Source organism: Streptomyces humicola (genome assembly GCF_024436035.1).
GTDB lineage: Bacteria > Actinomycetota > Actinomycetes > Streptomycetales > Streptomycetaceae > Streptantibioticus_B > Streptantibioticus_B humicola.
In genome coordinates, this window is record NZ_JANFNG010000023.1 from 1 (window position 1) to 21709 (window position 21709).

19 protein-coding genes and 1 riboswitch are annotated in these 21709 nt (G+C 70.8%); of the genes, 9 read left to right on the top strand and 10 right to left on the bottom strand.

Going from position 1 to position 21709, the window contains the following annotated elements:
* The first annotated feature begins 370 nt into the window (after window positions 1-370).
* Complete coding sequence (locus NGB36_RS23920; protein ID WP_255922504.1) at window positions 371-823, top strand: PTS sugar transporter subunit IIA; 453 nt, start codon at window positions 371-373, stop codon at window positions 821-823.
* Window positions 824-852: 29 nt separating this feature from the next.
* Window positions 853-2523 carry a phosphoenolpyruvate--protein phosphotransferase gene (gene ptsP / locus NGB36_RS23925; protein ID WP_255922505.1) on the top strand — a complete coding sequence of 557 codons (1671 nt, stop codon included), beginning with the start codon at window positions 853-855 and terminating at the stop codon, window positions 2521-2523.
* A gap of 132 nt (window positions 2524-2655) precedes the next feature.
* Here the strand turns inward: ptsP and NGB36_RS23930 are convergent, their stop codons facing one another.
* Both NGB36_RS23930 and NGB36_RS23935 read right to left on the bottom strand, forming a co-directional pair.
* Window positions 2656-3564: a DUF8829 domain-containing protein gene (locus tag NGB36_RS23930; RefSeq protein WP_255922506.1), complete on the bottom strand. Its 909-nt coding sequence runs from the start codon at window positions 3562-3564 to the stop codon at window positions 2656-2658.
* A 115-nt stretch (window positions 3565-3679) separates the two neighbouring features.
* The gene (locus NGB36_RS23935; RefSeq protein WP_255922507.1) at window positions 3680-5704 is read right to left on the bottom strand and encodes an acetoacetate--CoA ligase; all 2025 of its coding nucleotides are present in this window, start codon (window positions 5702-5704) and stop codon (window positions 3680-3682) included.
* Between the two features lie 232 nt (window positions 5705-5936).
* Here NGB36_RS23935 and NGB36_RS23940 point away from each other — a divergent pair, with 232 nt between their 5' ends.
* The 4 genes from NGB36_RS23940 (at window position 5937) to NGB36_RS23955 (ending at window position 11960) form a co-directional block, all read left to right on the top strand.
* The gene (locus NGB36_RS23940) at window positions 5937-8300 is read left to right on the top strand and encodes a glycoside hydrolase family 31 protein (RefSeq protein ID WP_255922509.1); all 2364 of its coding nucleotides are present in this window, start codon (window positions 5937-5939) and stop codon (window positions 8298-8300) included.
* 106 nt (window positions 8301-8406) lie between these two features.
* Window positions 8407-8856 (top strand): Zn-ribbon domain-containing OB-fold protein, encoded by a 450-nt coding sequence (locus NGB36_RS23945; RefSeq protein WP_255922510.1) that lies wholly within the window; start codon window positions 8407-8409, stop codon window positions 8854-8856.
* A gap of 130 nt (window positions 8857-8986) precedes the next feature.
* Complete coding sequence (locus tag NGB36_RS23950) at window positions 8987-10177, top strand: lipid-transfer protein (protein WP_255922512.1); 1191 nt, start codon at window positions 8987-8989, stop codon at window positions 10175-10177.
* A 121-nt stretch (window positions 10178-10298) separates the two neighbouring features.
* Window positions 10299-11960, top strand: a complete 1662-nt coding sequence (locus NGB36_RS23955; protein WP_255922513.1) for a GGDEF domain-containing protein — start codon at window positions 10299-10301, stop codon at window positions 11958-11960.
* Here the strand turns inward: NGB36_RS23955 and NGB36_RS23960 are convergent.
* The 3 genes from NGB36_RS23960 to NGB36_RS23970 all read right to left on the bottom strand — a co-directional run bounded on the left by NGB36_RS23960 (window position 11957) and on the right by NGB36_RS23970 (window position 13949).
* A complete protein-coding gene (locus NGB36_RS23960; protein ID WP_255922514.1) occupies window positions 11957-12571 on the bottom strand; it encodes a GTP-binding protein in 615 nt (204 codons plus the stop codon). The two genes, NGB36_RS23955 and NGB36_RS23960, sit on opposite strands and share 4 nt — an antisense overlap.
* A 129-nt stretch (window positions 12572-12700) precedes the next feature.
* Window positions 12701-13612 carry a Sco1979 family transcriptional regulator gene (locus NGB36_RS23965; RefSeq protein WP_255922515.1) on the bottom strand — a complete coding sequence of 304 codons (912 nt, stop codon included), beginning with the start codon at window positions 13610-13612 and terminating at the stop codon, window positions 12701-12703.
* 88 nt (window positions 13613-13700) lie between these two features.
* Complete coding sequence (locus NGB36_RS23970) at window positions 13701-13949, bottom strand: DUF397 domain-containing protein (RefSeq protein ID WP_255922516.1); 249 nt, start codon at window positions 13947-13949, stop codon at window positions 13701-13703.
* A 227-nt stretch (window positions 13950-14176) separates the two neighbouring features.
* Here NGB36_RS23970 and NGB36_RS23975 point away from each other — a divergent pair, with 227 nt between their 5' ends.
* Entirely contained in the window at window positions 14177-14719 is a 543-nt protein-coding gene (locus tag NGB36_RS23975) for an ATP-binding protein (protein ID WP_255922517.1), read from the top strand.
* Between the two features lie 18 nt (window positions 14720-14737).
* Here the strand turns inward: NGB36_RS23975 and NGB36_RS23980 are convergent, their stop codons facing one another.
* Both NGB36_RS23980 and NGB36_RS23985 read right to left on the bottom strand, forming a co-directional pair.
* On the bottom strand, window positions 14738-15517 hold the full coding sequence (locus NGB36_RS23980) for a transglycosylase SLT domain-containing protein (RefSeq protein WP_255922518.1): 780 nt from the start codon (window positions 15515-15517) through the stop codon (window positions 14738-14740).
* A gap of 13 nt (window positions 15518-15530) precedes the next feature.
* Window positions 15531-15682, bottom strand: a riboswitch (cyclic di-AMP (ydaO/yuaA leader).
* A 140-nt stretch (window positions 15683-15822) separates the two neighbouring features.
* A complete protein-coding gene (locus NGB36_RS23985; protein ID WP_255922519.1) occupies window positions 15823-16500 on the bottom strand; it encodes a histone deacetylase in 678 nt (225 codons plus the stop codon).
* Between the two features lie 107 nt (window positions 16501-16607).
* Here NGB36_RS23985 and NGB36_RS23990 point away from each other — a divergent pair, with 107 nt between their 5' ends.
* Window positions 16608-17498, top strand: a complete 891-nt coding sequence (locus tag NGB36_RS23990) for an ATP-dependent DNA ligase (protein ID WP_255922520.1) — start codon at window positions 16608-16610, stop codon at window positions 17496-17498.
* 11 nt (window positions 17499-17509) lie between these two features.
* Here the strand turns inward: NGB36_RS23990 and NGB36_RS23995 are convergent, their stop codons facing one another.
* Genes NGB36_RS23995 through NGB36_RS24005 form a run of 3 tightly spaced genes read right to left on the bottom strand, consistent with a single transcriptional unit; the run spans window position 17510 to window position 21016 of the window.
* The gene (locus NGB36_RS23995; RefSeq protein ID WP_255922521.1) at window positions 17510-17899 is read right to left on the bottom strand and encodes a DUF742 domain-containing protein; all 390 of its coding nucleotides are present in this window, start codon (window positions 17897-17899) and stop codon (window positions 17510-17512) included.
* A 7-nt stretch (window positions 17900-17906) separates the two neighbouring features.
* The gene (locus NGB36_RS24000; RefSeq protein WP_255922522.1) at window positions 17907-18311 is read right to left on the bottom strand and encodes a roadblock/LC7 domain-containing protein; all 405 of its coding nucleotides are present in this window, start codon (window positions 18309-18311) and stop codon (window positions 17907-17909) included.
* The gene (locus NGB36_RS24005) at window positions 18308-21016 is read right to left on the bottom strand and encodes a sensor histidine kinase (protein WP_255922524.1); all 2709 of its coding nucleotides are present in this window, start codon (window positions 21014-21016) and stop codon (window positions 18308-18310) included. The genes NGB36_RS24000 and NGB36_RS24005 overlap by 4 nt, the downstream gene beginning before the upstream one ends.
* 256 nt (window positions 21017-21272) lie before the next feature.
* Here NGB36_RS24005 and NGB36_RS24010 point away from each other — a divergent pair, with 256 nt between their 5' ends.
* On the top strand, window positions 21273-21695 hold the full coding sequence (locus NGB36_RS24010) for a hypothetical protein (RefSeq protein WP_255922525.1): 423 nt from the start codon (window positions 21273-21275) through the stop codon (window positions 21693-21695).
* Window positions 21696-21709: the final 14 nt, after the last annotated feature.

The following is a 21709-nucleotide window of genomic DNA, read 5'->3' on the forward strand; positions in this document are numbered from 1 at the left end:
GGAACGGAAGCTTCCATCGAGACCGTCTCACCGGCCCCTCCGGGCTTTCCCTTCGATGTTTCCGACTCTATCAGATTTCTCCGGCCGGAATTCCGCGCTGCTTCGACAGCCCTTTTGGCGCACGTCGCCGCCGGGCTCTCGTTCAGGCGGTTGGGACAACGTACTGGACGGGAGGGGCCGAAGCAAATCGCCTCGATCGGTCCGGCCGTGACGGCGCCGCTACGGCTCATCGAGCATCTTGGGTCCGGATGCGACCGGTTCCGGGCATGCGGAATCCGTAGTTGCCATGACTTAGGCTGCTCTAGCGGTACCGCCGTCCGGGACAGGTGGGGACGGCGCATCTGAACTCCGCATCTAGGAGGCTTCCCCCATGACGACGACTGTCACCTCCCCGTTGGCCGGGCGCGCCATCGGGCTGGCCGCGGTGCCCGATCCGGTGTTCGCCGGTGCGATGGTGGGCCCCGGCACTGCGATCGACCCGGTCCGCGAGCCTTCGACCGCGGTTGCGCCCGTGGACGGGGTGATCGTGTCGCTCCATCCTCATGCGTTCGTCGTCGTGGACGAGCAGGGCCACGGAGTGCTCACTCACCTGGGCATCGACACCGTGCAGCTGAACGGGGAGGGATTCGAGCTCCTTGTGAACAAGGGCGATACCGTCCAGCGCGGTCAGGGCATCGTCCGCTGGGACCCGAGCCGGGTGGAGGCCGCGGGCAAGTCGCCGATCTGCCCGGTCGTGGCGCTTGAGGCCGGCGCCGAGGCGCTCGGCGAGCTTGCGGAGGACGGCGACCTCAAGTCCGGCGACCAGGTCTTCCTCTGGAACTGACCCCTCACAACGGACCGGAGACTGGTGAGATGGAGACAACGCTGCGAGGCGTCGGCGTGAGCCACGGTGTGGCGATCGGCGAGGTACGGCACATGGGTACGGCCGTGCTGGAACCGCCGGCAAAGCAGATCCCGACCGATGAGGCGCCCCGTGAGCAGGCGCGTGCTCGGCAGGCTGTGGAGGCGGTGGCCGCCGATCTGATCGCGCGGGGCAATCTGGCGGGCGGTGAGGCGCAGGCGGTGCTCGAAGCGCAGGCCATGATGGCTCAAGATCCAGAGCTGATGGCGGATGTCGAGCGCAGGATCGCCGTGGGGAGTACGGCGGAGCGCGCGGTGTACGACGCCTTCGCCGCGTACCGTGCGCTGCTGGCGGGTGCCGGGGAGTATCTGGCCGGGCGCGTGGCCGACCTGGACGACGTGCGGAACCGGATCGTGGCGCGCCTGCTCGGTGTGCCGATGCCCGGGGTTCCGGACAGCGACGAGCCGTATGTGCTGATCGCGCGGGATCTGGCCCCGGCGGACACGGCGCTGCTCGATCCGGCGCTTGTGCTGGGTTTCGTCACCGAGGAGGGCGGGCCGACCAGCCACAGCGCGATTCTGGCGCGGGCGATGGGCGTTCCCGCCGTGGTGGCCCTCCCGGGCGCGAGCGAGCTGGCCGAGGGCATCGTGGTCGCGGTGGACGGCAGCACGGGTGAGGTGTTCGTCGAGCCCAGCGAGGAGCGGCGGGCGACATTGGAGGAGGTCGCTGCCGCGCGCAAGGCCGCGCTTGCCGCGTCGACCGGGCCCGGCGCCACCTCCGACGGGCACAAGGTGCCGCTGCTCGCCAATGTCGGCGGTCCCGGCGACGTGGCAGCGGCGGTCGCGGCGGGTGCCGAGGGCGTGGGTCTGTTCCGTACCGAGTTCCTGTTCCTGGACGACAGCAAGAACGCGCCGTCGGAGGAGAAGCAGGTCGAGGCCTATCGCAAGGTGCTCGAAGCGTTTCCCGAGGGCCGGGTCGTGGTGCGGGTGCTGGACGCGGGTGCGGACAAGCCGTTGGAGTTCCTGACTCCGGCTGACGAGCCGAACCCGGCGCTCGGTGTGCGTGGGCTGCGGACGCTGCTGGACCATCCCGATGTGCTGCGTACGCAGTTGCAGGCGCTGGCGAAGGCCGCCGCCGGCCTGCCGGTGTACCTCGAGGTGATGGCGCCGATGGTGGCGGACCGGATCGATGCCAAGGCGTTCGCCGACGCGTGCCGTGAGGCGGGTCTGCAGGCGAAGTTCGGTGCCATGGTGGAGATCCCGTCGGCGGCGCTGCGGGCGCGCTCAATCCTTCAGGAGGTCGAGTTCCTGTCGCTGGGGACCAACGACCTGGCGCAGTACACGTTTGCTGCGGACCGGCAGGTGGGTGCGGTGTCCCGGTTGCAGGACCCGTGGCATCCGGCGCTGCTCGACCTGGTCGCCACCTCTGCGGAGGCGGCCAAGGCCGAGGGCAAGAGCTGTGGTGTGTGCGGTGAGGCGGCCTCCGATCCGCTGCTGGCTTGTGTGTTGACGGGGCTGGGGGTGACCAGCCTGTCGATGGGTGCTGCGTCGATTCCCTATGTCCGGGCCACGCTGGCGAAGTACACGCTGGCGCAGTGCGAGCGGGCGGCGGCGGCCGCGCGCGCCGTGGACACGGCGGACGAGGCACGGCGGGCGGCACAGGCTGTGTTGTCCGGCGAGTGACGGCACCGGCCATGTTTGGCCTGTGGTCCGTGTGAGGGGCGTTCCGCGCGGGCGGAGCGCCCCTCCCCGCATGACGTCGTCCCTTCTTTACGGCTTTACGGCTTTTCTTTACGGCTTTGCGGCTTTATTGCTTTATGGCGCGTCGGGTGTGCAGGGCGGGATGTCCGTGCCCGCGGAGTAGACGACACCTGGTTCCGGCGGCACGGGTTCGCCGGTGTCGGCGTCGGTGCAGTAGGCGTTGAACACCTCGGCTTCGGTCAGCGGCTGGAGTCGGCCGTCGCGCAGGGTCCAGCCACGGACCCGGTCCGGCTCGTCGGGGCGTGACGTTCTCATCACCACGCCTCCGGGGCTGTCGATGGCCATGCCTGCGGCCAGCACGGTGCAGAACACCAGCGCCTCCGATTCGGCGAGCCGGACCGATCCGTGCTGGTCGCACTCGGCGTGCAGCACGCCGATCAGCTGCTGTTGTTCGGCCGGGATGCTGCAGACGATGTGGTGGATGCCCGAACCGACTGATTCGAGCAGTCGCATGAGCGCGTGCGATGCGCGTTCGAACATGTCATGCGGTTTTCTGCTGCTCCCATCACCACAGCGCTCACAGCGTTCGAAGCGGCCGTCGCGTGCGAGCAGCTGTGTGGCGCGCTCCCAGGTGGCTCGCCGTCCCGACTCGGTGACGAGTTCGGCGATGAGGCGGCCGACCGGCTGGCCCCGGTAGCGGACGGCGGCTCCGAGCGCCGCCACCTCGGCCGTGTAGCGCGTCCGCGTCGCGGGCGTGTCCGGCTCCTGGCCGGTGTCCTCGCAATAGTGGGCGTACTCGGCCGGGTCGAAGAGCGTCGCCGTGACGTGGATGCCCTGAGCGGTGAGCGACCGCATGAGCTGGTGCATGCGTTCGAGGTACTCGTCGTGGTCTGCGAAGGCGAAGGTGGTGTATCTGCGCATCGCGGCAAAGTCGTCCCCGTCCGCCAACAGGGCTACGGTGCTCGGGACTTCACGGCGCAGAGCGCGTGGTGACACGGTGCGGTGGTTCCTGCTGCGTGACATGGCTCCCCCTCGGCACAGCAAGTCCAGCCCTACGGTCGGTGACGACCTTCGGGACCCTTTACTCACTCACCGTAACCAGTGCCACTGACAACGGGCCTGCCGTCAGTCCTTGCCGTCAGCCCTGGGTTCGCCGGTCGGCGGCCATCTTCTCGTAGTAGCGCAGCAGTCCGATGTCGTCGACAGAGCCGGGGTTCACCGCCTTGTCCAGCGGCGTGCCCTGGAGCAGACGCTTCACCGGGACCTCGATGCGTTTGCCGGTGAGGGTGTGCGGTACACCGGGCACGGCGATGATCTCGTCGGGTACGTGCCGGGGCGAGAGTTCGGAGCGGATGGCCTGCTTGATGCGGTCGCGCAGTCCGTCGTCGAGTGCCGCGCCCTGCGTGAGCTGGACGAACAGCGGCATCCAGTATCCGCCGTCCGGCTGCTCGATGCCGATGACGAGGGATTCACGGACCTCCGGGAGCCGTTCGACCACCTCGTAGATGTCGGCCGAACCCATCCGCACACCCTGCCGGTTGAGGGTGGAGTCGGAGCGCCCGTGGATGATCACGGTGCCGCGTGAGGTGATCGTGATCCAGTCGCCGTGCCGCCAAGCGCCCGGGAACATCTCGAAGTAGCTCTCGCGGTAGCGGCTGCCGTCCGGGTCGTTCCAGAAACGGAGGGGCATGGACGGCATCGGCTGGGCGACGATCAGCTCGCCTACCTCGTCGACCAGCGGCTTGCCGTTCGGGTCCCACGCCTGCAGATCGGTGCCGAGACACGGCGCCTGCAGCTCGCCGATGTAGACGGGCAGCGTGGGCACACCGCCGGCGAAGCAGCTGCACACGTCGGTGCCGCCGCTGACCGAGGCGAGCCAGACATCCTCCTTGACGGCGTCGTGGATCCAGCGGAATCCGTCGGGGGGCAGTGGGGAGCCGGTGGTGGCGATGCACTGGACGGAGGACAGGTCGTAGTCGCGTGCCGGCGCGACCCCGGCCTTGCGGCAGGCCATGACGTATGCGGCGGAGGTGCCGAAGACGGTCGTCCCGGTGCGCTCGGCGACCTGCCACTGGGCGCCGGTCTCCGGGTAGCCGGGGCTGCCGTCGTAGAGCACCACCGTGGATCCGGCGAGCAGGCCGGAGACGAGGAAGTTCCACATCATCCAGCCGGTGGAGGTGTACCAGAAGAAACGGTCTCCCGGCCCGAGGTCCATGTGCAGGCCGGTCTGCTTGAGGTGCTCGATCAGGATGCCGCCCTGGGACTGGACGATGGCCTTGGGCAGGCCCGTGGTTCCGGAGGAGTACAGCACCCACAAGGGGTGCTCGAACGGCACCTGCTCATAGACCGGCTCCGGATCGCCGCCCGTGAGGGCGGACCACTCCAGGGCGCCATCGGGCGCCGGGTTGCCCAGCAGCGGGATGTGCACGACGGCACGCACGGTGGGCAGTTCGCGGCGCAGCTCCGCGACGATCTGTGTGCGGTCGTGCTCCTTGCCGCCGTAGCGGTAGCCATCGACCGCGAACAGGACGACGGGCTCGACCTGTTGGAAGCGGTCGAGGACGCTGCGCGCGCCGAAGTCGGGGGCGCAGGAGGTCCACACCGCGCCGACGGCGGCGGTCGCCAGGAGTGCTACGACGGCCTGCGGGATGTTGGGCAGGTAGCCGCTGACTCGGTCCCCGGGGGTGACGCCCATGCCGCGCAGCTGCGCGGCGAGGGATGCCACCTGCCGGCGCAGTTCGGCCCAGCTGATCTCCTGGATCTCATGGCGCTCGTCGAGGTGGAGCAGGGCGGCCTCACCGGCACGTGAGGCGTCCTCGGCGCTGCGCAGTGCATGCTCGGCGTAGTTGAGCGTGGCGCCGGGGAACCACACGGCGCCGGGCATCGACGCATCGGCGAGCACGCTGTCGTACGGGGTGGCGAACCGCACGTCGAACCACTCGGCGACGGCCTGCCAGAAGCGCTCCGGCTCGCGCACCGACCAGGTGTGCAGCGCCTGGTAGGAGGCGAGCGGCCCTGCCGGGTCCGCGGCGGGGGCGCCGAAGCGGCCGGCCGCCCAGCTCTGGAATCGGGTGACCTGGGCGCGCGCGATGCGGTCCGGGCCGGGCCGCCACAATGGCTCCTGGGGGCCCAGGCCTGGGGTGGACTGCGCTGCGCTGCTCATGTGACGGCTCCTGGCTCCCGAATACGCCTGTGTGCGTTGTACCGCGACCGGGCGGAATGTGCACGGGCACGGCTGGGCAGGACGATGCCACGTGATCGTTCGCGGCGCCAGGGGTGGCATGCCATATCCGGCGGCCGCGATATGTGCCCGAGCCACAGATGCGATGGGGAGACGGGTGAACACCGGTTGAACGTGCATCGTGGCGGGCGCGTCCAGTGGGAGGGTGAACGGCATGGAAACGCGGGAGCTGGGACGGTTCTTGCGCGTGGTCGGGACGAGCGGGGGGCGGCGGGAGCTGCGGGCCGCATGGCGCAGGCGGCGCGCGGACGCGCGTGATCTGCCGCGGCGCGGGTCTGAGCGGGCGCGGGTGCCGGGGCCGGCGCAGGGCGCGGAGCCGCTGCCGGGCGGAGGGGTCGTGCGGTTTGCGCGCTCGGCGCTGTGGATCCGTGTCACGATGGGCGGCGCGGTGTTCTGCGGGTGGGACGGCGCGGAGCCCGAGCCCTCGTACGCGTTGGCAAACGGCTGTCCCGACCCGGACGCGCGGACGACGCTGGAGCCCGACCCGGGCGGCGACGGCTGGCGGGTGGTGTCGGAACGGATCACGGTGGTGGTCTCGCACCACGGCGCCGTGGAGTTCCGCACGCCCGGTGGTGCGCTGTTGCGGCGCGAGTTGCCGCCGCGGTGGTGGGACTGCCCGGGGGACGAGTCGCGCTGGGTGCAGCGCTCGCAGACGCCTGCTGACGCCCGGGTGTTCGGCCTCGGCGGACGCGCCGCGGGGCCTCGTCTTGCGGAGGGCTCGTACCGTCTGTGGAACACCGACCCCCTGGGCTCCTTCGAGCCGGGGGACGATCCGCTGTCCATCACCATGCCCGTGCAGCTGGTGGTGGCCGATGCGGGGTGCCACATGGTCTTCCACGACAACACCTGGGACGGACGGGTGTGCCTGCGCGAGGGCGAGGAGGGGGCCGGTTCCGGGCACGACCGTCCGGGCAGCTGCGAGTTGCGCGTTGAGGGCGGTCCGCTGCGGTACTGGGTGATGGCGGGGGTGCCGGGACGGTTGCTGCGGACCTGGACGTCGCTGACCGGGCGTCCTGCGCTGCCGCCCCGCTGGGCGCTCGGCCACCACCATGCGCGGTGGGGTTTCGGGGACGCGCGCGAGGTGCGACGGGTTGCGGACGGCTACCGGGAACGCGGTCTGCCGCTGTCGGCGGTCCACCTCGACATCGACCATCTGGACCGGCACCGAGTCTTCACCGTCGACGAGGAGCACTTCCCGGATCTGCCGGGCCTGGCGGAGGAACTGTCGCGGTCGGGGACGCGGCTGGTGTCGATCGTCGACCCGGGGATTGCGGCGCAGCCGGGCCTTGCCGCATACGACAGTGGGACGGCTGCGGACGTTTTCGTGCGGGATGCGCGCGGCCGTGTGGTACGCGGGGTGGTGTGGCCGGGCGAGGCGGTCTTCCCGGACTTCACCGATCCGCAGGTGCGCAAGTGGTGGGCCGGGTTGTATGCGGAACGGCTGGGGAGGGGTTTCGCGGGGTTCTGGCACGACATGAACGAGCCCGCCTCGTTCGCCGCCTTCGGCGACAGGTCGCTGCCCCGCTCCGCGCGCCATGTACTGGAGGGGCGCGGCGGTGACCATCGTGAGGCGCACAACGTCTACGGTCTTGCGATGGCACGCGCCGGGTACGAGGGACTGCGGGAACTGCGGTCCGAGGCACGGCCGTTCCTCTTCTCCCGCTCCGGTTGGGCCGGTATGCAGCGTTACGGCGGCACCTGGTCCGGGGATGTGGCGACGAGCTGGGCCGGGCTGCGTGCATCGCTGTCGCTGGTGCTCGGGCTCGGATTGTGCGGTGTGCCGTATTCGGGGCCCGATGTGGGCGGGTTCAGTGCGGTGCCGAGCGCCGAGCTGTACGTGCGGTGGTTCCAGCTCGCGGCGTATCTGCCGTTCTTCCGTACGCACTCGGCGATGGGCGCGGGGCGCCGTGAGCCGTGGGAGTTCGGTGCGCAGGCACTTCAGTGCGCGCGGGCGGCGCTCGTGGAGCGGGTGCGGCTGATGCCGTACCTCTACACGCTGGCTCATCTCACGCATCGCACGGGTGCGCCGTATGTGCGGCCGCTGTGGTGGCACCACCCGCAGGACCGGGCGCTGCGTGATGCGGGGGATGCGTTCCTGCTGGGTGACGCGCTGCTTGTGGCGCCCGTGCTGGAGCAGGGCGCGCAGGTGAGGAGCCTGCAGCTGCCGGGCGGGCGCTGGTACGACACCGCGACGGGCACCGCGTACGAGGGGCCTGGGCAGGTGCTGCTCGATGCGCCGCTGCACCGGATCCCGGTGCTGGCACGGGCGGGCGCGGTGGTGCCGGTGGTCGGCGAGGACGGGCGGACGGAGCTCGATGTGTGGCGTCCGGCGGCAGGGCGGCAGGGGCGCGGTGTGCTGATCACCGACGACGGGGACGGCTGGGACGAGCCGCGCACCGAGCGCTTCACCGCGCGTTGGCAGGACGGTGAGGTGGTGGTGGAACGCGAAGGGGGTGTGGGTGAGCCGCTGGGCGAGCCCGGTCACCGGGTACGGCTGCACGGGGAGGTGCCCGGCTGACCGGCCCGTCCTGAGCAGCCCGGCCCATTCCCCGTTCACGGCGGACGTGGCAGACTTCTGACGGTTCGTCAGTTGTAGCTGTTCGGGGCGTGGAGGAGTGTGGCGGGTGGCGCGGGAGCGGGTGCCGGTGGTGGCCGGCTGGTTCGGCGGCGAAGGCGAGGAGTTCCGGCTGACCGGGACGCGATGCCGGTCGTGCGAGGCGGTGTTCTTCCCGAGGGAGGACGCCTTCTGCCGCAACCCTGAGTGCGGCGGGCGGGAGTTGGACGAGGTGCCGCTGGCGCGCCGCGGCCGGGTCTGGTCGTACACCGATGGCCGCTACCGTCCGCCTGCGCCGTACGTCTGCGACCCCGAGCGCGAGTGGCAGCCGTACACGCTGGTCGCCGTGGAGCTCGCGGCCGAGCGGATGGTGGTGCTCGGCCAGGCCGCACCCGGCGTCGGCGTGGCGGATCTCGCCGTGGGGATGGAGGTCGAGCTGGTGCCTGGGGTGCTGAACGAGGACGAGGAGCACCTCTGGATGACGTGGCACTGGCGACCGGTGACGGAAGGTGCGCTGTGAGTGCGCACGCGAGCAGGTGGAGGGGGGCGGCCGAGGCGCCCATCGAGGGGCGCCCCTCCGGCGCGACAGGCCGGCCGCGGAGATTGCGAGCGGGCGGAGAAGCGATTGCAGAAGCGATTGAGGAGGCCGAGTGAGCGACGATGTGGCCGTGCTCGGGGTGGGGATGCATCCCTGGGGGAAGTGGGGGCGGCGGTTCACTGAGTACGGGGTGGTGGCGGCCCGCGCGGCACTGGCCGACGCGGGGATCGACTGGCGGGCGGTGCAGTCTGTGGTGGGAGCCGAGACCGTCCGCGGGGGCTACCCCGGCTATGTCGCGGGCGCGAGCATCGCTCAGGCACTCGGCTGGCAGGGCGCGCGCGTGACCAGTGTGTACGCCGCATGCGCCTCCGGTGCCCAGGCGATCGGCACCGCACGCGCCCAGATCCTGGCGGGGCTGGCCGACGTCGTCCTCGTCGTGGGCGCGGACGCGGCGCCCAAGGGCTTCTTCGCACCGGCCGGGGGCGATCGGCCCGACGACCCGGACTGGCTGCGCTTCCGGGTACTGGGGGCCACCAACCCCGCGTACTTCGGGCTCTATGCGCGCCGCCGCATCGCCGTCCACGGCGACACGCCCGAGGACTTCGCACAGGTGAAGGTGAAGAACGCGGCCGCGGGCTCGCTCAACCCCAACGCCCGTTACCGGGCACGGGTCTCGGCCGAGGACGTCGCCCGCTCCCCGGTCGTCGCCGACCCGCTGCGGCTGCTCGACATCTGCGCCACGTCGGACGGGGCCGCGGCGCTCGTCCTGTCCGGCCTCGACTTCGCGCACAGTCACGGCGTTTCCGAGCCGGTGCGCATCCGGGCCGTCTCCACCGTCACCCCGCGCTACCCGAGGACGGAGCTCGATCTGCCGGACATCGCGACGGACTCGGCGGCGGCCGCCGCCCCGCCCGGGCTCGGCCTCCGTCCCTCGATCGCGGCCGCGGCCTACGAGGAGGCGGGCACGGGCCCCGAGGACCTGGACGTCGCGGAGGTATACGACCTGTCCACCGCGCTTGAACTGCAGTGGTACGAGGATCTCGGCCTATGCCCGGCCGGAGACGGTGCGAAACTCCTCCGGGAGGGAGCCACATCGCTCGGCGGGCGGATCCCCGTCAACCCCAGTGGTGGGCTGGCCTCCTTCGGGGAGGCGGTGCCTGCGCAGGCCATCGCGCAGGTCTGCGAACTGACGTGGCAGTTGCGCGGCCGCGCGGGCGATCGCCAGGTGGCGGGGGCCAGCTGCGGGATCTCGGTCAACCAGGGCCTGTTCGGACACGGCTCCGCTGTGATCGCGGTCCGCTGAGCGGGCGCTCGATATACCCGCGGGTCCCGCCCACCGCACCTCGCCCTCACGCACCGAAATCCTTCATGAACGATGCGTTAATCATACTCCGACGTAGCCAGGGCTTCGCCATTCTGGTCAGGTGCCCTCCTGGACGGACCAACTGCGCTTCGCCTTCCAGCCCGTGGTCAACGTGGTGACCGGTTCCATCGTGGCCCTTGAGGTCCTCGCCCGCCCGGAGGAGGGCGACATCCTGGGCAGAGCGCAGCGTCTCCCCGACCTTGACGTGGAGTTGGCGGCCCGCGCGGTGCGAGCCGCTGCCCCTCAGGAGACGCTGCTGCCGTTGCACGTCAACCTCTTCGCCGCCACCCTCGCCGGGCTGCCGGAGCCGACGGCGCTGCTGAAGGCGGTGCGGGAGGCGGGCCGCCGCCCATGGGAGGTCACGGTGGATGTGGGCGCGCCGTTCGCCGGGCTGTGGCACGACGCGCTGCGCGCAGGGGTGCGGGCGCTGCGGGACGAGGGGTACCGGATCTGCGTGGACGGCGTCGGGGACGGGGACGTGCCCATGCGTCTGCTCGCCGAACTCGCCCCGGACATCGTCAAGATCGATGCGTCGCTGACCCGCGCGCTGCCCGACGACGGGGCGCGCCGTGCGATGGTCTCCGGAATGCGGAGGTTCTGCGAGGCGTGCGGCGGGCGCCTTGCCGTCGAAGGCGTGGAGACCGAGCGGCAGTTCGCCGCCGTGCGGGAGCTGGGCGTGCATCTGGCCCAGGGCAACCTCTTCGCACCCGCGACCCGACGGGCCACTGCGGATGTGTACCGGCCGCCGGTGCCGCCGGCGGCGACGGCCGCGCCCTCGACCGCGCCGGCCGGGCCTTCCGTGGCGCAGTTCCTGCGGCCGGCGGCGCTGCTTCCGCTGACCGTCTCGGCCGACCAGGTGCGTGCCCTGTTGACCCGGACCCCCGACGCGTCGGGCGTGGTGCTCGTCGACGACGACGGGATTCCGGTGCGCACCATCGACCGGGACCGGTTCCTGCTGTCGCTGTCCGGGCGGTACGGGCACGCCCTCCACGCGGACCGTCCGGCGCTTCGCCTCGGCGACCTTCCGCGCACGATCGCGGTCGGCGCGACGGCGTGGGAGGTGCTCGACGTGGTGGCGGCCGATTCGACGCGGCGCACCGGCGACGACGTGGTCGTGGTCGACCCCTTCGGGCGGTGTGTCGGAGTGGTGCGGCTCGCCGACATCGTACGGTCGCTCGCCGAGAGCCGGGTCGAGGAGGCGGCGAGCCTCAATCCGCTCACCCGCCTTCCCGGTTCCGACGCGGTCAACTCCGAGGTGGAGCGGCGGATCCAGGAGGGGCTCGGCTTTGCACTGAGCTGGCTGGACGTCGACGGTTTCAAGCAGGTCAACGACGGTGCCGGCTTCGCGGCCGGGGACGAGCTGATCCGTGCGGTGGGACGTCAGCTGGCCGATGCGGCCGCCCGGCTGCCGGGGATCCGCGTCGGCCACATCGGGGGTGACGACTTCCTCGTCCTGTGCGACCCGGCTGAGGCGGAGCAAGTGGCGGCCGCAGTGCTCGACCGGCCGTGGTCGGCCGGCGGCCGCCCGGTGACGCTCTCGCTCGCAACGCTGGTCTGCGGCAGCGGACGAGTCGCCGATCATCACGAGGCCGCTGCGCACTTGGCCCCGCTGAAGAAGGAGGCGAAGGCGCAGAGCGGCTCCAGCTGGGTACGGGGGTATGCGGGTTCCGCAGGCCGTCACGTGCTGCGCGGCGGCACCGGCGAGTGCCTGTCCAGGGGTTAGCGGGTCGTGGCCGGCTCGCGCTGCGCCGAGGCGCGTTCCATTGCATGGGCGACCACAGTGACCAGTACCTCTTTCGCCGATTCGCGCTGCCTCGCGTCGCACAGCACGACCGGGACCTGCTCGTCGATGTCGAGTGCATGGCGTACCTCCTCGACGGGGTAACGCCGGGCGCCTTCAAAACAGTTGACGGCGACAGCGAAGGGCATCCCTCGCCGTTCGAAGTAGTCGATGGCACCGAAGGATTCCTGCAGCCTGCGGGTGTCGGCGAGCACCACCGCGCCGAGCGCGCCCTGCGCCAGCTCGTCCCACAGGAACCAGAAGCGGTCCTGGCCGGGGGTCCCGAACAGGTAGAGCACGAGGTCCTCGCGCAGGGTGATGCGGCCGAAGTCCATTGCCACGGTGGTGGTGTGCTTCGTCTCCACCCCGGCGATGTCGTCGAACGGCCTCCCCGCCTCGGTGAGCGACTCCTCCGTCCGCAACGGCCGTATCTCGCTCACCGCAGCCACCAGTGTGGTCTTGCCGACACCGAAGCCGCCCGCCACCAGGATCTTGAGCGCTACGGGCTCCGCGGTGACGGCCTTGCGCCGGCGGTCAGAGCGACCGAAGACCATGGATCTCTTCCTCCGATGTGCTGTTCATCCAGGCAGGATCACCCAATCGTGCTGGGGCGGCCGGGAACAGTCAGTATCGAAAAGATATCGGTACAGGATGCTCACAAAACGCACGTGACACCGGCCGATTCACGCCTGCTGAGTGACGAGCTCCTTGAGGAACTGGACGGTCTCGTCCGGGGTGGCCGATTCCGCACACAGGCGGTCCATGACCGCCAGATAGTTCTCCACGTCCTCCTGCTTGTCCATGTAGAGCGCGCTGGTCAGCTGCTCCAGGTAGACGATGTCGGGGAGGTCGCGCTCCATGAAGCGCAGGATGGTGACCGGGCCTCCGGCCGCGGCGAGGCCGCCGACGCTGAACGGCGCCACCTGCAGCGTGACATTCGGCCGCTCGGCCACCTTGAGCAGGTGTTCGAGCTGGGCACGCATCGCGTCCCGGTCGCCGAGCGGGCGGCGCAGAGCGGCCTCGTCCATCACGGCCCACAGCCTGGGCGGGTCCGGAGCCTCGAGCAGCTTCTGACGCGTCATGCGCAGGGCGACCCGGCGTTCGACCTCTCGGGGCACGGCGTTGGGATGGCCGAGTCTGGTGACGGCGCGTGCGTACTGCTCGGTCTGCAGCAGGCCGGGGATGAACTGGACCTCATAGGTGCGGATCAGGGAAGCCGCTTCCTCCAGGCCGATGTGCGTCTCGAACCAGTGCGGCAGGACGTCGCCGTACTGGTTCCACCAGCCGGGGGTGCTGGCCTGCCGGGCCAGCGCGAGATAGTCGGCCCGCTCCTCCTCGTCCACCACCCCGTAGAGGGTGAGCAGGTCGGCCACGTCGCGCTCTTTGAAACCCACACGTCCCAGCTCGAGGCGGCTGATCTTCGCGTGCGATCCGCGGATCGCCTCGCCGGCCGCTTCCCGGCTGATCCCGTTGGCCTCACGGAGCTTGCGCAGCTGGGTGCCCAGCACGATACGCAGGACGGTGGGCCCGCCCCGGGGCTGCTCGAGATAGCGCCTTATGGCCGGTTCGCCACTCGGCCGCATCTTGGCCGTCATGCCAACTCCCGTGAGTGACTGCGTGTGTACTCAGTCTCGCATTTGCGACCCCTCTTAGTACAGTCGCGTGCCTGTGCGGCGCAACACCTCAGCCGGCGATGTCTCCCACGAGGGCGTCGAAGTCGCCGTCCTTGGCGCCGCCGATGAAGGCGACCATCTCCTCGCGCGTGTAGATCAGCGCCGGGCCCGAAGGGAAGCGCGAGTTGCGGACGGCCGCGCCCCCGCCGGGCAGGGCTGCCACCTCGACGCAGTTCCCGCTCGGGTTGCTGCGGCGGCTCTTCCGCCAGACGACGCCGTCGATCCGGTCGGCCTGGATGCCGTTGTCGAACTGCTCCATCACAGCTGCTCCTTGCTGCCGTCGCGCGCGCATCCCGCTCAGCTGACATCTTATCAACTCTGCGTGCACGTGCATCCGTTCTTGCAGATGTGCTTACCGTTGCACTTACTGCTGTGCTTGCGACTGTAATTGCAGATGTGCTTGCAGCGCCAGCAACGCGCGGGGATAGTAGGTACCGGCAGGCCCCATTGGTGACGACCGCCCCTACAGGCTCCGCGGAGAGCGTGATGACAGCACATCCGGCCCCTTCACCCGGCTCCGGTGATGCACCAGCCGACGGTCCCGGCAAGCACTGGCTGTCGACGGCCGCGCACGGGGCCTTTCCACTCGACGGGGACGGCCGCGGCCGCTCCGGAGCCTCCGGGTTCGCCGCCTGCGCCCTTGAGGCGGACCTCCAAGCGGCGAGCGAGGCACGGCACTTCGCGCGTTCCACGCTCTACGCCTGGGGAATGGCGGAGTTGGTGGACAACGTCGCCGTCATCGTCTCCGAGCTGTTGAGCAATGCCATCCGCTACGGACTGGCCAGCCCGCGCCGCCTCCCGGCCTCACCGCACCCGGTGTGGCTGGGCCTGCTGCGCCGGGGGGAGACGACGGTGCTGTGCGCGGTCTCCGACCCCAGCAGTGATGTGCCGGTGCTCAGGGAACCCGATTACTTCGCCGAGTCCGGGCGAGGGCTCCACGTCATCGACTCGCTGAGCGACTCATGGGGATGGACACCGCCCGACCACGCCGGCAAGACGGTTTGGGCGGCGGTCTCCATCCCCGAGTGATCGTTTCCGCAAGCCCGGTCAGTAGGCCGAGTTCACGTTGTCGATCGAACCGTACTGGTGGTAGGCGTAGTTGCATGCGGCGACGATGTTGGCCACGGGATCGGTGATGCTCCAGGACGTGCCCGCGATGTGGTACGCCTCGAACGTCGGCTGGATGACCTGCAGCAGGCCCTGTGACGGGGTACCGGCGGTGGCGTTGGAGTCCGTCAGGTTGACGGCGTTGGGGTTGCCCGACGACTCGCGCATGACGTTGCGGTATATGCCGTCATAGGTACCGGGGATGCCGTGCTGCTGCATGATGGCGAGCGCGTGCCGGATCCAGCCGTCGAGGTCGTCGGCGTAGCTCGAGGCCGCGGCAGCGGCCTGGGCGCGCGCCTCGGCTGCGGCCTTCGCCTTGGCCTCCTCCGCGGCCTTGGCGGCCGCGGCCGCCTTGGCGCGGGCCGCGGCGGCCGCCCTCTGACGGGCCGCCTCGGCGGCCTTCGCCTTTGCCTCGGCGGCGGCCTCGGCCCTGGCGAGCGCCTCCGCCTTGGCCTTCGCGACGGCCTCGGCCTGCGTCTGCTGGGCGATGACCTGAGTGGAGAAGGTACGGACCAGGTTGTGCTGGTAACCTTCCGCCTGCGCAAGGCCGGTGTCGGCAACTGCGGTGGCCGACGAGGACGGCGTGTCGGCGGACGCCGCACCGGAGAGACTTCCCGCACCGGCGGCAGTCAGGACCGCGACCGAGGCCAAGGTGGGACGGGAGCGGGCGGAACGACGCGGGCGGCGGTGCTTGCCGCGGGCAGGGCTGTTCGACGCCATGGGCTGGCGCACTCCTTTCCTTCCCTCTCGCCTACCGGGTTAGCTGACGGGTTCGGAGCAGGAAGGTCTCCTACGGGCACACGGAAGGCCCGATTCACCCCAGGGACGTAGTGGGTCCCCGGCTCCCCTGGCTCGCGCCTGACGGGGACTCGGCGATGGCTGCCCGTGCCGCGGTTGCGGCGGGTTCTTGCAGGCAGCAGACATGGACGCTATTCGCTCCCCGTTGACATCAGCAAACACATGCCGCCACATGTAACGCACGCCACACACGGGTTTCCGACGAAGGGCGAGAGACTCAGGAAGACTTAGGACATAAGGGGATTCGCCATCAGCGACGCCACTTCGTTCTCGGCCCAGTGGCCGGCAGCACCAGGGCGGTCGGCGAGATATGCGGCGATCCGCCGCGCGCTCCAGGCTCCCGCTTCCTCCAGCCCCGACGCGATCTGCATCAGATACAGGGCGGACGGCTTGTTCCAGGCGACGTCGCCCATGCCCCACGGCGCGGTGAAGGTGAGCATCGGACGGCCCTCAAGCTCCCCCACGTACACCAGAGTTTCGTAGCGCCCGGGACCGAAACGGGTACGGCCACCCCCCAGGACCTCTGTGAGGTCGAGGTCGGCGTCGGCGCCGGGGTCGCGGTACATCTCCTGAGCGACGAGATCAGGGATTTGACCTGTCGCCAGCAGATGGGCGCGCGCCCAGACGGTCCCCGGTACGTCCGGGTCGTAGAAGGCACGGCCGCCGGTCCATACCTGCGATTCGAGCGCGAAGTACATCTCCCCGTCGAGTTCGACGGGCGCCGACCGCTGGGGCCCGCGGGGATCACGGCACCCCGGGTACGTCCTCGCACCACCGGGAGGGCAGCCGCCCGCCAAGTAGTGGCGCAACCGCGACAGGCGCATGTTGGAGCCGTAGGAGACGTACCAGACGAGGTCGCCCCCCTCGGGACCGCCCCGCCGGCCCGCCCCGCAGCTCTCCGACATCCGAGTCACCGCAGCCACCACCCGCATATGCCGTCCCGCCGAGCCTAGCGCGCAGCCGCCGTTCCCCCGACATGAACACTCAGCGTGAATTTGGTACAAATGGTCTCGTGACCACGCCCGCAGGGGATCCGATCCCGCTGCCGGTCGAGGTGATGCTGGCACGCCAGGTGGAGCACATCCCCGCTGCCGACCAGCTGCCGGGCGGGTGCGCCTACGAGCCGAAGTTCGACGGCTACCGGCTGATCATCCTCACCGGGCCGGTCCGGCTGCAGACCCGGTCGGGCCGGATCGTCACCGAGATCTTCCCCGAGGTGGCCGGCGCTGCGGCACGGCTCCCCGGCGGTTCGGTGCTCGACGGTGAGCTCGTCCTGTGGCGCGACGGCAAGGTGGACTTCGCCGCGCTGCAGCGCCGCGCGCTCTCCGCTGCCGACTCGCAGGAGATGCGGCTGCCCACGAACGTCGCGCTCTTCGACCTGCTGGCGTACGAGGGCACGGACTGGCGCGACCGGCCGTACGAGGAGCGCCGCAGCGGCCTGACCGCGCTGCTCGCGCCGATCGGGCCTCCGCTGCAGGTCACCCCGGTGACGACGGATCCGCAGGAGGCCGCCGACTGGTACCGGAACATGCACGCCGTCGGCATCGAGGGCCTGGTGGTCAAGGGGCTCGCCCAGCCGTACCGGCCGGGCCGGCGCGAGTGGCTGAAGCTGCGCCACGCCGAGCCACGGGAAGCGATGGCCATCGGGTTCACCGGGCCGCGCGCCCGCCCGGACGCGCTGGTGCTGGACCTGGGTGAGGGGCCAGTGGTCTCCGCGCCCCTGACGCAGCCGGTGCTCGGCCAGATCGCCCGCATCCTGGCGCGCGAGCCCGCGGCCGGCGCTGCGCTCTCCGGAGTGGCGATGGCGTACACACCGCTGCTCGAACCGCTGCCCGTCGAGGTACGGCAAGGCACCACGCGCTACACCCGCACCGTGGTGACCCGGCTGCGCCCCGACCTGTAGCAGCGGCTCAGTCACAGCGCGCGCAGCCCGCTGATCACCTCGCGCAGAATGCTCTCGTCGGGCAGCTCCGCCGGGGGGACGGGCCGGGTGACGCGGACCAGACCCGCGTCGAGCAGATCTCCGATGAGCACGCGCACCACGCCCACCGGCAGGTCGAGTTCCGCGGCGAGTTCCGCGACGGAGGACGGTTCGGCGAGACACTGCTCGACGATGGCGAGATGCTCGGGCGCCAGGGAGTGATCCATGGCGCCCGCGTCGTCCGGGTGTGCGTCGGCGATCACCAGCGCGATCAGATCGAGGCGGTCCTCTGCGGCGTGGCTCGTGCGACCGCGCGTCATGGCATACGGCCGCACCACCGGTCCCGCCGCGTCGTCGAACCACCGGTCCGCTTCGGAACTCATGCGTCCATTATCCCGTGGTGCGGGGAGCCGTTCCCAGGTGCGCTCCGACGCGCTTGACGAGCAGCGCCATCTCGTAGGCGATCAGGCCGACATCGGATTCCGCGTCCGCGAGCACGGCAAGGCAGCTGCCGTCCCCCGCCGCGGTGACGAAGAGGAACGCCTCGTCGAGCTCGACCATCGTCTGGCGGACCTGGCCGGCGTCGAAGTGGCGGCCGACGCCCTTGGCCAGGCTGTGGAACCCCGACGCGACGGCCGCCAGGTGTTCGGAGTCCTCCCGCGTCAGATCCTTGGACGCGCCCGTCGCCAGGCCGTCGCCGGAGAGCACAAGTGCCTTGCGGACACTGCCCACCCGGGCGACCAGGTCGTCCAGCAGCCAGTTCAGCTCGCCCGCAGTGCTCGATGGTGCGGTCATCGACCGTCCCCCTCCGATGTCGTTCCCTGTTGTTGCTCTATGGGGCCTTGCTCGATGGAGCATTGCTCACCGGGACCGCCGTCGGGGCGGTCCGCGGTCCTGGTGTCGTCCGTCTCGGCACGGCCGCGCTGCCAGCCGCGCTGCAACGAGCTCATGCGCGCGCGGACTTCGTCGGCGTCCCGGTCGTGGGCGGGTGCCGGCGCGGTCGCCGGTTCTCCGGGGCCTTGCGGGGCTCCGTCGCGGCCGGGGTCCTCGCAGCGCAACTGCGGGGCCAGACTGGCCTGGCGGACCCGGCGGGGCAATCCCTCGGATGTCTGATCCGAGGGAGAGGCCGCGGCTGCGCCTTCGGTACGGTGCCGGCGCGTGGTGTCCACCGTGCGGCCGCCGTCGGCGACCAGCACCGGGGTGCCGCGACGCCGGCGCGGGAGGGGCGCGGGCCCGTCGTCCGGCGGCGACGGCTGTGCCGGCCCGGCGTCGGGTGAGGCCTCGTCCGGGGCCTGCTGGTGCTGCTCGGCGAACTCGAACGGGCGTGGACGCGGCACGGGTTCGGGGTACGGTCCCGGCCGAGGTTCCCGCTCCCCCGCGCCCTGCGGGAGGGCCGGAAGGATCCCCCAGGCGCGGAATGCGTCATCGGGGTCGTTCTCTGCGGCGCCGACGAGGTCGCCGGGCGCCATCCGCATCGCGTCCGCTCCGGGTTCGCCGTCGGGGGCGTCAGCGGCGTCGCTCCCGTCGCCGACGAGCCGCTCGGCGGTGAGCCGTGCCAGCACCCCGGTTGCCGGCTGCTCGCCGGTGTCCGGCGGCTCCTGCCCGCCGCCGTCGGTGAGCAGCGCTGCGGGGACGAGCACGACGGCGGTGGTGCCGCCGTACGGGGAGTGGCGCAGCGAGACGCGTACGTCCTGGCGCTGGGCGAGGCGGCTGACGACGAAGAGGCCGAGCCGGTCGGTGTCGGAGAGTTCGAACTCCGGGGTTTCGGCGAGGCGCAGATTGGCGTCGAGCAGCGCGTCGGGCGTCATGCCGAGCCCCCGGTCGTCGATCTCGAGGACGAAGCCGTTGGCGACCCGCTGGCCGTGGACGTGCACGGTGGTGTGCGGGGGCGAGAACACGGTGGCGTTCTCGATGAGTTCGGCGAGGAGGTGGGTGAGGTCGGCGACGGCAGCACCCGATACCGACAGCCGCGGCAGCCGCCTGACCTCCACCCGTTCGTAGTCCTCGACCTCGGCGACGGCGGCGCGTACGACGTCCATCAGGGGAATGGGTTTGCGCCACTGGCGGGAGGGTGCCGCGCCGGAGAGGATGACGAGGCCTTCGGCGTGGCGGCGCATGCGGGTGGTCATGTGGTCGAGGCGGAACAGATCGGCGAGTTCCTCACCCGCCTCCGTACGGCGCTCCATGGCGTCGAGCAGGGTGAGCTGCCGGTGGAGCAGCACCTGGCTGCGGCGCGCGAGGTTGACGAAGACGTCGGAGACGCCCTTGCGCATGTCGGCCTGGCGCACTGCGGCCTCGACGGCCGCCCGTTGCAGAGTGTTGAGCGCCCGCCCGACCTGCCCGATCTCGTCGTCCGGGTACTCCAGGCGCGGCACTTCGGTCTCGACGTCGACGACGTCGCCGGCGGCGAGCCGGCGAATGACGCTGGGCAGCCGGGAGCCGGAAGCCTCCTGCGCCTCCCTGCGCAACGCGGACAGGTCGCGCGCGAGTGAGCGCCCGATGCGCAGCGAGATGACGACGGATGCGAGAACGGCGAGAAGTCCGGCGCCGCCGGCGATTCCCGCCGCGAGCACGATGTGTACGGCGAACGGTTCGACGCGCTTGTTGTAGTGGTCGTAGGCCTGGCGGTCGAGGTCCGACAGGTCGCCGAGGACGGAGGAGGCCGTGGACTGCCAGATGGCGGGGGTGACGGCGGTCGGCGCCCGGTCGGCGTCGGCGGTAATGATCTGCTCCTCGGCGTTGTGCAGTGCCAGGCCGGTGCCGCTCTTCCAGTACGTGTCGAAGAGCGCCGCGTCGGATGCGGGGAGCAGGTCGGGGTAGGTGGCGTAGATGGTGCGCTGTTCGGCGACGGCGTCGGAGAACTCCCGCTGTTCGGGGCGGCTCATCCGGCCGGAGACCAGTGCGGCGGCGTACAGCGCGTCCTCGCGGGAGATCAGCTCGCGGGCGCGGTCGAGCTCGGTGAGTACGCGCGCCTGGCGGTCGAGGTCGACGCTCTGCAGCGGGTCGAGGCCGAGGAAGAAGGTGTAGTAAGGGTCGATCGCGTCGTTGTACGCAGTGAACGCGTCGGCGCGGGTGATCTGGTTCTCGTCGACCTGGCGGCGCAGCGTGTCGAGGTCGCCCGCCTGTTTGACGAGGACGTCGAGGCGCTGCAGGGAGGTGGCGTCCAGCTTGCTGCGGATGCTCCGGTCGGCGCTGTGGTCGCGCATCACGGTGACGGCCTGGTCGGTGTTCTGCTCCGCGGTGCGAAGATCGGGTCCGGCGTCGGCGCGGCGCGGGTCGGCGAGGTAGACCAGGGCGGCGAGGCGTTCCTTGGAGAGCGCTTCTGCGGTGTCCTCGACGGGATAGGCGATCTTGTCGGTCACCTGCTGGACGTCGAAGAGTCCGAAGACTCCGCGGCTGGTCATCCATGCCGCGAATGCCCAGATGGCGACGAGGGAGAACAACGGCACCAGCAGCAGCGCCACGATCTTCCGACGGATCGTCGTACCGCGAAAGCGCATGGCCTCCCCAACGTCGGCCCCGGGCAGGGCGATGGACCGTCAAACCGGCCGCGAGCCTACTACTGAGGGGCGACCAACTCGAAAGCGCTGTGACGAGAGCTGGCCGAAAAAATCCCGCCCGGCCGGGAACTCCGGCCACGGCCCAGCGTTACCTCCGTACGAGCGGGTGTGCGGAATACCCCGCCTCAAAGCGGGCAGTCAGTTGTAAGTCGGGCGTGCATGTCGGGCTACCGCCTGCGGTAGGGAGCGCAGCATCATGGAGACCGGGTCGCGCAGATCGCGCCTGTTGTGGACTGAGGAGCCGGTCGGCCGGAGGCGCATGCCCGATCCCGTCCGCGCCTCGGCGGTCCGCGCGGGCCTGCTCGTGTCGACGACCATGATCGAGGCGATGGTCGCCGTCCTCGGCACTCTCGCACACACATGGATTGCGCCACCGGCGGCACTGTGCACGGTCGTCAGCACGGTGGTCACCACCTGGGCCGTGCTGGATGTGTGGATCACCCGGCAGGTGTGGAACCAGCGCAATGGCGTGGTCTCCGGCCCGAGCAGCGCGGCGCGTGCGCTGCGGCGGGAGCGGCGCCGTGCACGCAAGGCCCGACGTGCCGAGGCCCGACTTGCCCGGCGGGTTCGCCGGCCGCCCGATGTGCTGCCGGGGCCGGACGTGCTCTCCGGGACCTGAACCCGCCGTCACTC

What these genes read in the sequence shown, in the direction of transcription:
- NGB36_RS23920 (WP_255922504.1), top strand. Translation starts at nt 371, where the DNA reads ATGACGACGACTGTCACCTCCCCGTTGGCCGGGCGCGCCATCGGGCTG.
- ptsP (WP_255922505.1), top strand. Translation starts at nt 853, where the DNA reads ATGGAGACAACGCTGCGAGGCGTCGGCGTGAGCCACGGTGTGGCGATC.
- NGB36_RS23930 (WP_255922506.1), bottom strand. Translation starts at nt 3,564, where the DNA reads ATGTCACGCAGCAGGAACCACCGCACCGTGTCACCACGCGCTCTGCGC.
- NGB36_RS23935 (WP_255922507.1), bottom strand. Translation starts at nt 5,704, where the DNA reads ATGAGCAGCGCAGCGCAGTCCACCCCAGGCCTGGGCCCCCAGGAGCCA.
- NGB36_RS23940 (WP_255922509.1), top strand. Translation starts at nt 5,937, where the DNA reads ATGGAAACGCGGGAGCTGGGACGGTTCTTGCGCGTGGTCGGGACGAGC.
- NGB36_RS23960 (WP_255922514.1), bottom strand. Translation starts at nt 12,571, where the DNA reads ATGGTCTTCGGTCGCTCTGACCGCCGGCGCAAGGCCGTCACCGCGGAG.
- NGB36_RS23965 (WP_255922515.1), bottom strand. Translation starts at nt 13,612, where the DNA reads ATGACGGCCAAGATGCGGCCGAGTGGCGAACCGGCCATAAGGCGCTAT.
- NGB36_RS23970 (WP_255922516.1), bottom strand. Translation starts at nt 13,949, where the DNA reads ATGGAGCAGTTCGACAACGGCATCCAGGCCGACCGGATCGACGGCGTC.
- NGB36_RS23975 (WP_255922517.1), top strand. Translation starts at nt 14,177, where the DNA reads ATGACAGCACATCCGGCCCCTTCACCCGGCTCCGGTGATGCACCAGCC.
- NGB36_RS23980 (WP_255922518.1), bottom strand. Translation starts at nt 15,517, where the DNA reads ATGGCGTCGAACAGCCCTGCCCGCGGCAAGCACCGCCGCCCGCGTCGT.
- NGB36_RS23985 (WP_255922519.1), bottom strand. Translation starts at nt 16,500, where the DNA reads ATGTCGGAGAGCTGCGGGGCGGGCCGGCGGGGCGGTCCCGAGGGGGGC.
- NGB36_RS23995 (WP_255922521.1), bottom strand. Translation starts at nt 17,899, where the DNA reads ATGAGTTCCGAAGCGGACCGGTGGTTCGACGACGCGGCGGGACCGGTG.
- NGB36_RS24000 (WP_255922522.1), bottom strand. Translation starts at nt 18,311, where the DNA reads ATGACCGCACCATCGAGCACTGCGGGCGAGCTGAACTGGCTGCTGGAC.
- NGB36_RS24005 (WP_255922524.1), bottom strand. Translation starts at nt 21,016, where the DNA reads ATGCGCTTTCGCGGTACGACGATCCGTCGGAAGATCGTGGCGCTGCTG.
- NGB36_RS24010 (WP_255922525.1), top strand. Translation starts at nt 21,273, where the DNA reads ATGGAGACCGGGTCGCGCAGATCGCGCCTGTTGTGGACTGAGGAGCCG.